6 protein-coding genes, 5 pseudogenes and 1 other annotated feature are annotated in these 13,660 nt (G+C 62.8%); of the genes and pseudogenes, 4 read left to right on the top strand and 7 right to left on the bottom strand.

The features are described from left to right. Positions 1-312: 312 nt before the first annotated feature. Together AB8998_RS31525 and AB8998_RS04180 are read right to left on the bottom strand one after the other, a co-directional pair. Positions 313-1,653, bottom strand: a pseudogene (locus AB8998_RS31525) (IS256 family transposase). A gap of 479 nt (positions 1,654-2,132) precedes the next feature. After that, positions 2,133-2,975, bottom strand: a pseudogene (locus tag AB8998_RS04180) (IS3 family transposase); the annotation flags it as partial. Between the two features lie 78 nt (positions 2,976-3,053). Here AB8998_RS04180 and AB8998_RS04175 point away from each other — a divergent pair. Beyond that, entirely contained in the window at positions 3,054-4,364 is a 1,311-nt protein-coding gene (locus AB8998_RS04175; RefSeq protein WP_369736892.1) for an IS256 family transposase, read from the top strand. 54 nt (positions 4,365-4,418) lie between these two features. Then, positions 4,419-4,518 (bottom strand) — a sequence feature (AL1L pseudoknot). Here AB8998_RS04175 and AB8998_RS04170 read toward each other — a convergent pair. From AB8998_RS04170 to AB8998_RS04150, 5 genes and pseudogenes are all read right to left on the bottom strand, one after another. Next, positions 4,423-4,817 (bottom strand): annotated as a pseudogene (locus AB8998_RS04170) (transposase); the annotation flags it as partial. Its footprint overlaps the feature before it by 96 nt. A gap of 54 nt (positions 4,818-4,871) precedes the next feature. Then, positions 4,872-5,750: pseudogene (locus AB8998_RS04165) on the bottom strand (IS110 family transposase); the annotation flags it as partial. 369 nt (positions 5,751-6,119) lie between these two features. Beyond that, a pseudogene (locus AB8998_RS04160) lies at positions 6,120-6,326 on the bottom strand (transposase); the annotation flags it as partial. A gap of 162 nt (positions 6,327-6,488) precedes the next feature. Beyond that, complete coding sequence (locus AB8998_RS04155; RefSeq protein WP_007172240.1) at positions 6,489-8,054, bottom strand: flavin-containing monooxygenase; 1,566 nt, start codon at positions 8,052-8,054, stop codon at positions 6,489-6,491. Positions 8,055-8,100: 46 nt separating this feature from the next. Beyond that, positions 8,101-8,991 carry a metal-dependent hydrolase gene (locus AB8998_RS04150; protein WP_172975555.1) on the bottom strand — a complete coding sequence of 297 codons (891 nt, stop codon included), beginning with the start codon at positions 8,989-8,991 and terminating at the stop codon, positions 8,101-8,103. A gap of 137 nt (positions 8,992-9,128) precedes the next feature. Here AB8998_RS04150 and AB8998_RS04145 point away from each other — a divergent pair, with 137 nt between their 5' ends. The 3 genes from AB8998_RS04145 to ltrA all read left to right on the top strand — a co-directional run bounded on the left by AB8998_RS04145 (position 9,129) and on the right by ltrA (position 13,463). Continuing rightward, positions 9,129-9,452 carry a hypothetical protein gene (locus AB8998_RS04145; protein ID WP_007172237.1) on the top strand — a complete coding sequence of 108 codons (324 nt, stop codon included), beginning with the start codon at positions 9,129-9,131 and terminating at the stop codon, positions 9,450-9,452. Between the two features lie 332 nt (positions 9,453-9,784). Next, on the top strand, positions 9,785-11,023 hold the full coding sequence (locus AB8998_RS04140) for an IS110 family RNA-guided transposase (RefSeq protein ID WP_007172236.1): 1,239 nt from the start codon (positions 9,785-9,787) through the stop codon (positions 11,021-11,023). 697 nt (positions 11,024-11,720) lie between these two features. Further along, positions 11,721-13,463 carry a group II intron reverse transcriptase/maturase gene (ltrA, locus tag AB8998_RS04135; protein WP_369736891.1) on the top strand — a complete coding sequence of 581 codons (1,743 nt, stop codon included), beginning with the start codon at positions 11,721-11,723 and terminating at the stop codon, positions 13,461-13,463. The last annotated feature ends 197 nt before the right edge of the window (positions 13,464-13,660 follow it).

Below are 13,660 nucleotides of genomic sequence, written 5' to 3'. Positions count from 1 at the left end.
CTCCCGATCTTGGGAGGATTCGAGTTATGGCACGCCCGAGCAAGTATCCCGACGAGCTTCGTGAGCGTGCAGTGCGCATGGTCGCTGAGGTGCATCCGCAGTACCCCTCGCAGTGGGCGGCGATCACCGCAGTAGTCGAAACCCGGAACGAGGGCCCCCATACGTCTGGACCAAGACCGTCGACCAAATCTTGATCAGCATCGTCGGCAACTACTGCACCAAAATTAATGACTCAGGGCACTAGTTCGTTTGGGTGGCGTCCGGAATCCGGTGTAAATCGGCCTGCGGAGGTTCTGGCTTCGGTGAGTGATGCTACGCGGTGGCGCTGACGGTTTCGGTGGTGCTGCTAGCGAAGTCCGGGGTGTGCTGGGGCCACAGTTGCCGGGGTGGTTGCAGCAGGCTGCGGCGCAGGTCTTGGAGCTGGCGCAGCCCGGCGGGGGTCATGGTGAGTCCGCGCCAGCCGCGGGATGCGCGGTCGAGCACGGCCCAGGCGATGCTGTTACAACTGGTCTCGCCAGGGAAGCGGCCGATAACCTTTGCGCGGCGGCGGGTTTCTCCGAAGGTGCGTTCGATGAAGTTCGAGTGGCGGATGCGGTGATGATGTTCGGGCGGGAACCGCAGATAGGCGGTCAGGCCCTCGCGCTCGGTCAGCATGATCTTCATCGCTGCCGGGTAGGTGGTCGTGTAGCGGGTAGCGAACGCGGTCAGCCGGGCGTCGACCAGTTCGACCAGCCGCGGACCGGGCTCGGTTTTGAGGTCCTCAGTGTCGAAGCAGGCCCAGTAGCCGTCGCGGATCTCGGCCTGCATCCCGGCCGGGATCTTGGCCAGCACGTTGCGTAACCGCTGGATCAGGCAGCGTTGCCGCAGCGCGGTCGGGAAGACCTGCTCGATCGCGGCGATCAGGCCGCGGGCACCGTCGGAGATGACCAGCAGCGGGCACGCTAGCCCACGGTCGGTGAGATCGGTCAGGAAATCGGCCCAGGCCTCGGTCGACTCCACCACGCCGGGGGCCAGGCCAACAAAGACGGGCTTGCCGGCGGTGGTGACGCCCCACGCGGCCAGGATCGGCTCGGCCGGCGAGCCGGGATGCATCCGGAAGAAGGAGGCATCCAGGAACAGCTAATCGAGCACGACATCGCCCAGGGGCGCCGCGCCCAGGTGTTGTACTCGGTTTTTATCGCTTGGCATACCTGCGAGACAGTCGATTTCGAGATCGCGGCCTGATCACCGAGCGCATCGGCAAGGGTGGCCTCGACATCACGCACCGACAGTCCGCGCACGAACGAGGCGATCACCAGCGATTCCAGCGCATTGGTTTTGGTGACGTGCTTGCCGAACAGGCGTGAGACGAACGCGGCGGTCGTGCCGCGCAGCTTGGGCCGCTCCAGGGTGACTGGGCCGACGGTGGTCTTGACCGTCGCTGGCCGATAACCATTGCGCGCCCCGGGGCTGCGCATCCGGCGCGGCCGCGGCGCGTTGGTAGCGGTCACGGCCGAGGAACTCGGTCACCTCGGCCTCCAGCGCGGCCTGCATCAGCAACTGTGCGCCGAGCCGGGCCACCTCCTCCAGAATCTCGGGCAGCTCACGATCGGATGCGAACAGCTCGTCGATCTTGGCGCGAACACGATCAGTCGGCGATACTCGTGCAGGCACGGGCATAGGTCCTTTCTTCGATGACTTGGTAGGTCTCGAAGCAGAACCTATGCCCGGCCCATTTACACCGGCTTTAGGACGCGACCGTTCGTTTGCCTTTTCTTCCCAGACTGCGCCGGACGCCGAGGCGACGCCGCCCTCCCGCCGCCTTGACGACAAGTGCTAGTGTGGCCGTGCCCAGCACAAGGTAACGGCGCCACCCCAGCGCCTCCACGACCATTGCTACCGAGGCCGTGGCCAAGACAAGCACTACAACGCCCGAACGGCGAATCGAATCTAATCTCATGGCCAATAACTATAGCGTTCGTCGCGACCGTCTGGAATGCAGGCCATGGCCTTTAAGAGCTCCACACTGAATCGCCCCGGCATGTCCGGAGACTCCACTTCTTGGGAAGGTTGGAGTCATGTCAGGTGGTTCATTGAGGAGGTATCCGCCGGAGCTGCGTGATGAATCGCCCTGGTTCTGTCGGAGGCTCGGGTTATTGGATTCCGATCAGGGGTTGGTCGGTCCGTTGTGCATCGTAGAAGGTGGCTTCGAACTCGGTCGGAGGAACGTCGGCGAGGTAGCTGTGTAGGCGGCTGGTGTTGTGCCAGTACACCCAGGCCAGGGTCGCCAGCTCGACGTCCTCGACGGTCTTCCAGGGCCCGGTGTGAGCCGGCCCGTAGATCAGCTCGGCCTTGTAGTAACCGTTGACGGTCTCGGCCAGAGCGTTGTCGTAGCTGTCCCCGATGGTGCCGATCGAGGGCACCGCACCGACCTCGGCGAGACGTTCACCGTAGCGGATGGAAGTGAACTGGGACCCGGCATCGGAGTGACATGTCAAGCCCGGCAATGTGTTTCCACGTGACCAGCGGGCCATCTCGATCGCGTCGAGCACCATGGTTGTGCGCATGTGGGAGGCCACCCGCCAGCCCACGATCATCCGGGAGTAGGCATCGACGATGAAGCACACATACGCCACCCCAGCCCAGGTCGGCACGAATGTTAGATCCGTGACCCACAGTTGGTTCGGCGTAGTCGCCGTGAACTTCCGCTTGACCAGATCGGGGTGGCGAGGCGCTGTCAGGTCGGGTTTGGTGGTGCGGACCCGTTTGCCGCGCCGCGCTCCTTGGATGCCGGCTGCGCGCATCAGTCGGGCGACCTGGTCTCGCCCGACGTCGTGGCCGGCACGGCGGGCGGCTTTCCACAGCTTGCGGGCGCCGTAGACCCGGTAGTTGTCCCACAGCGCCACCAGGGCGGGCGCCAGCTCGGCGTCTCGACGGGCCCGTGCCGACAGCGGCCGTGCCTTGGTGTCGTAGTAAGTACTCGGGGCCACCGACACCCCTGCGGTGCGCAGGACGGTGCAGGGGCGTGTCATTCCATCTGTGTAAGTCCGGGGTGGTCCATCATCGGACCGCCGTTGGGCGGACAGAAGGAGTGTTTTGTGACCAAGACCATGCAGATGCCGGCTGAGGAGACGACCGCGGCGCGGCGGCTGGCCGAGATGTTCACCGAAGAGACGCTGGACTCGTTGATTAAGGATGCGGTGAAGACCGGGACCCCGATCGACGGCGCGGACGGTTTGCTGAACCAGCTGACTAAGGCCGTGCTGGAGCGGGCGCTGAATGCGGAGCTAACCCACCATCTGGGTTATGAGGCCGGCGATCCGGCCGGACGCGGATCGGGAAATTCGCGCAACGGCACCACGCCGAAAACGGTGACCACCGTCAACGGCCCGGTGCAGATCGATGCGCCGCGTGATCGCAACGGCTCGTTTGAGCCGGCGATTGTGCCGAAGAAGACCCGCCGGCTCAACAACATCAATTCGGTGGTGTTGTCGCTGTATTCACGGGGAATGACCACCCGCGATATCGAAGCCCACCTGCAGGAGGTCTATGGGGCGTCGGTGTCGCGGGAGTTGATCTCCAATATCACCGAGGTGGTGGTCGATGAGATCAAGGCCTGGCAGGCCCGCCCGCTCGATGAGGTCTACCCGATCCTCTACATCGATGGGCTGCGGCTGCGGATCGGCGACAACGGGGTCATCACCACCAAGGTCGCCTATTTGGCCATTGGCGTGGATCTGGAGGGCCGCAAACACGCCTTGGGCTGCTGGATCCAGGACTCCGAGGGGGCGAAGTTCTGGCAGAAGGTCGTCATCGACCTGCGCAACCGCGGGGTGCGCGACATCCTCATCGCCTGCTGCGACGGGCTGACCGGTCTGCCTGATGCGATCCGCTCGATCTATCCCGATACCGTGGTGCAGACCTGCGTCGTGCACGTCATTAGGAATGCGATGCGCTTCGTGTCTTATAAGGACCGCAAGAAGGTCGCCACCGCGATGCGGGCGATCTACAGTGCGCCGACCGTCGATGGAGCCGAACTCGCACTCAAGGAGTTCGACCAGCAATTCGGCGCCCAATATCCGGGTGCAATTGACGTGTGGCACAACGCCTGGGGGGAATTCGTTCCGTTCCTGGACTATCCGGTGGAGTTGCGCAAGATCGTCTACACCACCAATGCGATCGAGTCGATCAACTTCCAGTTGCGCAAGATCACCAAGAACCGTGGTCATTTCACGGACAAGGACGCCGCGATGAAGTTGCTGTACCTCGGGCTGCGCAACATCTCCAGCGAGAGAGGAGGCTATTCGGGTACTGGAACGCACAACTGGACTGTGGCGCTCAACACACTCGCCAGACTATTCCCTGGGCGAATCCCATTGTGCTAGAATACAACTCGTAGTCAAATCACCTCTGACTTACACAGAAATCGTGACAGGCTCCGGTGCAGATGGGCTCGACCCCGAATTCCCCACGGTGGGTGTCGATGAAGTCGACTACTTCTTGTGTTGGCGGTCGAGCTCCGCGCCGAAGAAACTGGCCGCTCGTTTCAGAATCTCGTTGGCCCGCTTCAGTTCTCGTATCTCTTGCTCGAGCTCTTTGACCCGCTGTGACTCCGCAGTGGACACCCCAGGTGCATACCCGTCGTCGATATCGGCCTGACGCACCCAGGAGCGCACCGACTCGACCCCGTAGCCGAGCTGGCGGGCTACCCGTGACACCGTTCCCTGCTCGGTGCCCAACTCGGCACGCAGTGCCCGCACCATCCGCACTGCAGCGGCCTTCTCCTCCGGGCTGTAACGACGCGCCGTGGGCTTCCCAGACGACTGTTCCTTCGGCATACCTGCATCCTCGTTTCCAAGGTCAGGAGCCTCCGGGATTTCCAGGGCGATTCACACCTCGGCAGTCTTGCCGGAGAATCCCGGAATGCTCATCAGCAGTTCCCGGGTGAGGCGAAAGGGCGCCATCGCTTCCTCGATGCGCTCATCGAGGCGACCGATATCGGCGGTGTGAGCATCGATGCGGTCAAGGAACAACCGGGACATAAACGCGTGATGCTCACTGAACCGGCCGATCAACGCCTCGGTCAACGCCGGGATCTTGCGGCGCAGCGTCCGCTTGGCCAGATCGGCAATCATGGCTGGATCGTTCTGGCCGGCGATCAGCGCCTCGAGCATCGCTCGTCCGGACACTCCGGTGATGTCGGTGGCCACCGAGGTGAGTTTGATCCCGGCGTCTTCGAGCAGCTTCTCCAACCGCATTACCTCGCGCGAGCATTCCCGGGTGATGTGCGTGCGTGCGTGGGTCAGATCCCGCAGCGCGCGAATTGTCAACGGCAATCGAAAACTGATCAGGAGTCGGCAAGCACTGGTCAGTATTCACTTGCCGCCGACACGAATCGGCGGCGGCGGCACCAACGACGCCGTCACCAGCCCGTGAGCCCCGAGATCGGCCAGCCACGCAGCATCAGACACATCGGTCTTGCGGCCGGGCACATTGCGCACCCGCGACGCATTGATCAGCATCATGTTCAGCTCATCGTCGAGCAGGTAGTAGAACGGTTTCCAGTAGTCGCTGGTGGACTCGATCACCACACACGTGACCTTCTGCGCGATAAGATGCTCACGCAACGCCAGGATCTGTGATGTCATGGCACCCCATGTCGTCACTGTCGACGACGCTCCTCTGCGTCCATGGCCCTGAATCCGCACACAGACCTTCGCGTCTTTCTTCGAGCAATCGATTCCCGCGCACCGCGGGTGCACCACATCCATCGAACTCACCGCCTCCCAACAGGATTGACAAAGGGGCGTGTTCCGGGGAGATGTCGGCGTCGTCTGAAAACTGACCCCGTGTCGCCGTTGACAGGAGAGCGGGATGAAACAGAATTCTGACACTCGTGCTCGACGGCAACATTCCACGGTCCCCGTGGATGGGGGGCTCTCCACCCTCAGGCTAATTTGCGGGCTCACAGGCAACATAGTGCAACCGGGGTCAACCGAAACACCTTCCAGCATGAACCGTCGGCCGCCTGGACGCTGAACCCAGCGCAGGCCCCGTTCGGAACCGCAACTGGCTCGCGGAATTTTCGATCACCACGGTGAGAGCGAAGCGCGCCCGAGAAGCTAGTTTGATAAAGTCGGGTCGACCGCTCCGGCCGTGGTGAGCACGGTTTTGCGGCCGCGCCCGTTGCGGGAGTTGCCCGAGCCATAACCAGCCGGATCGCCGTACTCATAGCCCAGGTGATCAGCGATCTCGACATCCAAAGCGCGTTGGAGCACCGCCTTGGTCATCTGCGCCAACAGCCCCTCAGGTGGAGGCGTGGTGGTCGAACGAGCTGGCCACCGCACGGCGGATCGACTGGTTCAACCACCGCCGCCTGTATGAATACTGCGGCGATGTTCCGCCAGCCGAACTCGAGGCCGCCTATTACGCTCAACGCGAGAGAGCAGCCGCCAGCTGAGCTCTCACATCAGAAAGTCTCCGGACTCACCGAGACAGTCCCCGTTGGATTATCCGGCGATGAGCGGATTTGTGCGGTGCTCACCGTTTCCTCGGTTTGAGCCAGAAGCCATTTCGGAAGTGCTTTGGTGTGATGTCGAGGCCGGCAGAGTTGCCGGCCGGGATGCTTTGGTCGTGAAGCGCAGACCGTCATCGATCTTGCCGCGGCGTATTTGACGGACATCGAAGAGGTAATTCTGCTTTGCTTTCCATGGACCGCGGGATCCAGACTTAGGGAGTTGATCCATCGCGCGTTGGAAGTAGCCGGGCGCAAAATCCGTGAACGGCAGTTCCTCGACATCCTCGCCAGGGTGGGGAGCTACGACGGTGTCGTAGCCGTGCGCATCCATGTAGTTGAGTAAGCGACAGACGTATTCAGACACCAGGTCTGCTTTCAGTGTCCAGGACGCGTTGATGTAACCGATAGTGAACGCCATGCTCGGGACGTCGGATAGCATCATGGCCTTATAGGTCATCGACTTCGCGACGTCGACGACCTGGCCGTTACGGGTAATCTTGGCGCCGCCGAACAGCCGCATGTTCAAACCGGTCGCGGCGACAATGATGTCGGCCGTCAACTCCTGACCCGAGGAAAGCTTGATCCCGGTCCTGGTGATGTGGTCGATAGTATCGGTGACTACATCGGCCTTGCCGTCCCGAATGGCCTTAAAAAGGTCGCCGTTAGGGGCCAGGCATATCCGTTCATCCCACGGGTTGTACTTCGGCCCGAAATGCTTATCCACGTCATAGCCTGCGGGCAGCTGGTGCTTAGCCCAAGCGATCAGCGCTTTTCGCATGGAACGGGGAAAGCGACGCGCCAGTCTGTACTGCGCCACAGCTAACAGGATGTTCTTCCAGCGGTTGACGAAGTCCGCGCTCCTTGTCGGTAACCACTTGATGAGCTGCACGGCAATGGGGTCGATGTTTGGCAGCGATCCGATGTAAGTCGGTGAACGCTGCAGCATCGTTACCTGGCCAGCGCCTGAATCCACGAGGGACGGAATAAGGGTCACTGCGGTAGCACCGCTGCCGATGACGATGACGTTCTTACCCGCATAATCGAGGTCTTCGGGCCAGTTCTGCGGGTGAACAATAATTCCTTCGAAATCCTTCTCGCCCCGGAATTCTGGACGATACCCCTGGTCGTAGTCGTAGTAGCCGCTGCACGCAAACAGGAACGCGGCCGTGATCTCGGTCGTCTTTTGGCGGTCCCCAGCCACCTTGATCGTCCAGCGCCTGTCGGCGTCCGACCAGTCCGCAGACAATACCTGGCTACCAAACCGGATGTGGTTGTCGATGCCGCTCTCGGCGGCAGCTTCCCAGAGATAATCCTTGATCGTGGCGCCATCAACGGTAAAGCGCGGCGAGTGCCACGGCTTGAAACGGAACCCGAAGGTGCACATGTCGGAGTCCGATCGGATGCCCGGATACTTGAACAGGTCCCATGTACCACCCAGATCAGCTCTGCGCTCTAGAACTACATAACTCTTGTTGGGACAGCGCTCCTGCAGATGCCAGGCAGCGCTGATACCGGAAATACCCGCACCCACAATCACAACGTCAAAGGATTCGGACATAAAACTGCTTGCTCCCTTCTTGGCGACGGTCTCGGTGAAATTCGGTTCACTTCAGGTAGCCGACCAGGGCCCCCTTGGTGCCGAAGAGTTCCTCCTGCCATTGCTCGAGCAACGCGTTGGTGTCGATGTCGTCGGGATGAAATCCCGGTCGCAAGTATTGCCTGAGCTCTGGGATCAAACCCCGAAATATCGGACCGCGGTAGACCCGATAGGTCTCACGCACCAGTCGCACTGGCTGACGGCACGCTTCGGGATCCCGCGCCACCGAATACGCCAGCGTGCCACTCATGAGGAGGAGCAGAAGGGGGATCATTACCGCCATCACACGTCGACGCACCCGCTCGGTACCCCCCACCGAGCGGAATACGTCAAAGGCAACCGACTTGTGCTCAAGTTCCTCCAGCGCATGCCACTTCAGGAGATTCCACACCTCCGCATCACCCGGGATCGCCCGGAAGTCCTCATCGCCGAGCAGCCGCTCAGCAAGTATCGCGGTGAAGTGTTCTGCGGCTGCTGTCACCGCCAGCGGAATCCGGGCCGGCAGCACCTCCTCGATGCGTTTCACCCAATCAACAAACTTTTCGGAATCCCACCACCCAATCGGATACCCCATGTCAACGAGCTTGTCATTGAGCGCCCGATGCTGCTGGCCATGCACCGATTCCTGACCGATAAACCCGGCCACCCGCTTCTTCAACCCAGGATCGGCGATCTCATCGGCAAACCGGCGCACCGACCGAATGAACAACTCCTCCCCCGGCGGGAACGACCCCGACAAGTTCGCCCACAGGTGGCTGAAGATGATGTCGTCATCGAAGAAATACTTGCTGCCCTCGCCAAAGGGGAAACGTATCCGCCGGGTTCTCGGATACCGAGACCCCACACTTGCCGCACTTGCAGTGGTCACTGCCCCTTGTCCTATGTCTCCGTCGACCATGACAGGCTGCCCTTCCTCGAACATCCAGTTTCGGATACCGATAGTATCGGGTGTAGACGTGGTGCTACAAGTCAAATGTCCCGCTCGCTCGCTTGGGGAGACGCGGGCGCAGAAAGCGCCATGCCCGGGGTACGCAGATGCGCCTGAAGCGGGTGTGGCTGTTGACTTCCATTTCGATGGCACCACTGACCGCCGCCAGATCAAAGATCGTCTCGATCATCGACGAACACACCCGCAAATGCGTCGACGGTCGGGTGGCGCGCGGCATCACCGGCGAGGACCTGGTCCTCGAATTTGACCGCCTGGCCAGACAGCGTGATACCCGCCCGACGGCGCTGCGGTGGAGCAATGATCAGGAACCTAATAGCTTTGTAGGGCACTGGACGATTCCTGATCAGAACTCGGGGCTAGACCCCCTTCCACAGGCGGGAACGCCGGCTGCTCTGCGACCTTCCGAGTGAGCGGTCGGCCAGCGAGTGTCGACGGAACGCCTGACCGATACCGGGGTCGGCTAGACCTGCCGGGAGAACGGCGAGGTCGGCGTGTCGTGACCGGCTGCTCCTCGGAAGGGGTTGGGGTGGGGAACGTGGTTCGAGCCCGCCTGCACGATCGACACCTCATCGACGGGGAGCCGTTGAGCTCTGACAAAGACTGGGGGTCGTGCGGGTTGCTGGGGTCGCGAACGGCTCAATCGGAGGTCAGGCCATCAGAGCCTTGCTATTAGGGCGCCGCGCGTTCTCACAAAGGGTCACGCACCCAACACATTTCGACAACCAAGGAGGTAAATTTGTCCATGGTCACGTGTGGGATCGACTGGGCCCAGGATCATCATGACGTCGCGCTGGTGGATGCCGACGGTCGGCTGGTCGCCAGACGGCGCATCCCCGAGTCGGTCGCCGGATTCGCCGAACTGACCGCCATGCTGGCCGATGCCGACGACGACCCTGAGGATCCGATCCCGGTCGCGATCGAGACCCCGCGCGGGTTGCTGGTCGCCGTGTTGCGGGCCAGCGGTCGACCGATCTACCCGATCAACCCGATGTCGGTGGCCCGCTATCGGGAACGGACGTCGATGTCGGGCAAGAAGTCTGACCACGGCGATGCGGTCACGCTGGCCAACATCCTGCGTACCGACATCGACCAGCATCGTCGGTTACCCGCCGACACCGAACTGGCGCAATCGATCACCGTGCTGGCCCGTGCCCACCAGGACGCCACCTGGCGGCGTAACCGGGCCGGCAACGAACTGCGGTCGCTGCTGCGGGAATATTTCCCGGGTTTCCTGCACGCCTTCGCCGACCGTCCCGGCGGAATCACCGCACCCGAAGCTCGTGCGGTGCTCGCCATCGCTGCCACCCCGGCCAAGGCGGCGCGGCTGTCAAAGCCGCAGATCACCGCCGCCCTGCGCCGCGCCGGACGCCAACGCGGCCTGACCACGCTCGCGGCGACAATCCACCAGCAGCTGCGGCTGCCGCAGCTGCGACACCCCGCCCCGGTCGAAGACGCCTTCGGTATCCAAGCAGTCGCATTGCTGGCCACCCTCGACGCTGAGTGCGCCAACGTCGACCGGCTGGGCGAGGCCACCGCCGCCACCTTTGCCCAGCACGCCGACCACAGGATCATCACCTCATTTGTGGGGGTCGGCGACCTTACCGGTGCCCGCCTGCTCGCCGAAATCGGCGACGACCGAACACGATTCGCCGACGCCCGAGCATTGAAGGCGTTCGCCGGGTCGGCGCCCGTCACCAAAGCCTCTGGGCGCAGCATCCGCATCACTCACCGGCACGTGAAGAACAACCGACTTGCCGCCGTCGGATTCGTCTGGGCGTTCATCGCGGCCGGCTGCGAAGGACCCACCCGCGCTCACTACCTGACACGCCGCGACCACGGCGACCGCCACCCCGCAGCCCTGCGCCACCTCTACAACCGCATGCTCGGCCAGCTCTACCACTGCCTGCAAACCAGCCAAACCTACGACCCAATCAAGGCATACCGACCACCCCCGACGCACCCCACACGAGCCGCCGCTTGACTGTTAACAAGATCGGAGGTCTGTGGGTGCGACGCGATGTCGCGCATGTGAGTGAGCTCGTGGAGTGGAGGTCGGCGATGCCGGTCGCGTAGTTCTCGGTTGGTGTTCGTGACCGATCCCCGCCCTGACGTGCGTCGACGGGTCCTGCCCGTGGGCGTGCGAAGCTCAGGGAAGAAGCCCAAGGGCCCCCGTTCCGTCTGGGGGAACGACCGGGCGAGGGAAGGCCGGACGGGCGAATGCGAATGAACCCTTGATGACGCCTCGTTATTTGAAGCCCGGGAAGACGGGTTGAGAACCCGGGTGATAGGACCCGGCCGCTGGCAGTGGCGGCAAGCGGCGACCGGAGGCCACAGGCCGGTCGTGCGAACACCGCTGGTCTCGGGGTATAGAGGGCGCCCTCCCCGGCCGTATCTCGTATGCGCGGAACGTGGAAACCCCGTCGGGTCCGGCCTTCGGGCCGGTAGGCCGATCGTGAGAGGGGCGGAATCCCTCGGCGGGAACAGGATGCTCAAGAAGCGAATGCCGATGGCCGAAAGGCAGCGGGACCTGTGGTCGTGGTGCCGCCGCTCCTCCTGGGCGGCGATCATGGGGAACCGGTCGGATACCAGCGTGGTGGCTGGGCTCGAAAGGGCGCTGACGTGGGCAGGTGAGCCTTTGAAATACCGAGACCGAGGGCCTTGCGAACCGGAAGGGCAAGTTGGACACCGTAGAGGTGAACGGACCGGAGGGCGTTTTCGATTGGACCGTCGTGGATTGGCGTGTCCATGAGGAAAACGTAGCGAGGTTGCGGCGCAGGATCTTCAAGGCGACGCGGGAGCAGGACTGGGCCTCGGTCCGGTCGCTGCAGAAACTGATGCTGGGTTCCTGGTCGAACACGTTGGTCAGTGTGCGACAGGTGACTCAGCGCAATGCTGGGCGTCGAACGGCCGGGATCGATGGGGAGGTTGCCCTGTCGCCCGAGGCGAGAGCGAATATTGCGGTGCGAGTGCATGATTCGCGGTCGTCGTGGGAGCCCTTGCCGGTTCGGCGTGTGTATATTCCGAAGGCCAACGGAAATCAGCGTCCGCTCGGTATCCCCGTGGTGATGGACCGCTGTCATCAGGCGCGGGTACGCAACGCGCTGGAGCCCGAGTGGGAGGCTCGGTTCGAGGCCCGTTCCTACGGGTTTCGCCCGGGCCGTAGCTGTGCCGATGCGATCCAGTCCCTTTTCCTCACGCTCAAAGGGCCACGAGCCCAACGGGCATGGATTCTGGACGCCGATTTGTCGGCCGCGTTCGACAGAATCGACCATCCTCGGCTACTCGACAAGCTGGGGTCGTTCCCGGCCAAGGAAATGATCCGAAAGTGGCTGAAAGCCGGGGTGATCGAGAACGGCGGGTTCGCGCCGACCGAGGAGGGTTCTCCGCAGGGCGGGGTGATCAGCCCGTTGCTGATGAACGTGGCACTGCATGGCCTGGAGGAGGCCGCGGGAGTTCGTTACCGCAGTTCGACCGGTGTTTACGCCGGCGCGGCGATAGCGGGCAACCCGGTTCTGGTGAGATATGCCGACGATATGGTCGCCTGCTGCCATTCACGTGAGCAGGCCGAACACGTCAAGGCGCAGCTTGCCCGGTGGCTGGCTCCGAGGGGTCTGGTCTTCAACGAGGATAAGACGCGCATCGTCCACCTCGAAGAGGGATTCAGCTTCCTCGGATTCAACATCCGCTGCTACCGCCACGGTAGACGGCCGGGCAAGTTGTTGATCAAGCCGAGCCCGGAGGCGATCGAGCGTATCCGCAAACGGTTGGCCGAGGAGATGCGCAGGCTGCGCGGCTCCAACGCCAGGGCGGTGATCGCCCGGATGAACCCGATTATCCGGGGATGGTCCGCCTACTATCGAGGTGCGGTGTCCAGCAAGGTTTTCAGCTCGCTGGACCACTATATGTGGCGGCTCACCTCCGGGCGGGCGCGCCGACCGCATCCGAAGAAGCCGAAAAAGTGGATCGCACGCCGCCACTGGGGTCGGTTCAACAAGTTCAGGAACGATCAGTGGGTGTTCGGCGATCCCGAACGGCCGTTGGATGACCGCCGTGAAAACATCGCGTGTCTGGTCAAATTCTCCTGGACTCACATCGTCCGACACACGCTAGTCGCGGGCCGGGCGTCTCCCCGCCCCGGAATTGGCCAGCTACTGGGCCGAACGACGGCGCAAGGTCAAACCCGCGCTGGACAGCTACAACCTGCGCCTGCTCGCCAAGCAGGACGGACGGTGCCCGCTGTGTGGCGATCATTTGTTGACCGTCGATCAACCCCCGCAGTCGCCCTCCGAATGGGAACGGTGGTGGTTAGGAGTTGTCAAGCGAGCCATCGCCGCCGAGCATCTCACCCACCACGGGCGGCTGGCCCGGTTGGACGAGACCCACCTGGTACACGCCTCCTGCCATCGCAGCCTTCGGGCTAAGTTGCGCGGGAGCCCAACGAATTACGCAGTTCCCGCAACGTCCTCGGGGCTTGCTTGAGCCGTATGCCGGGACGACTGGCACGTACGGTTCTGAGGGGGGACCGCCGCAGCAATGCGGCGGTCCTACCCGACATGAGCCTCGGTGAGGCAGCCTGAAGGGGCGCCGCCTTCCCGAGGGTGCTCTGAATTCGGTTTGT

The organism is Mycobacterium sp. HUMS_12744610 (assembly GCF_041206865.1).
In the GTDB taxonomy this organism is placed as follows: domain Bacteria; phylum Actinomycetota; class Actinomycetes; order Mycobacteriales; family Mycobacteriaceae; genus Mycobacterium; species Mycobacterium servetii.
The sequence above is the reverse complement of the archived record's forward strand: the minus strand, read 5'-3'. Positions and strand labels throughout refer to the sequence as shown.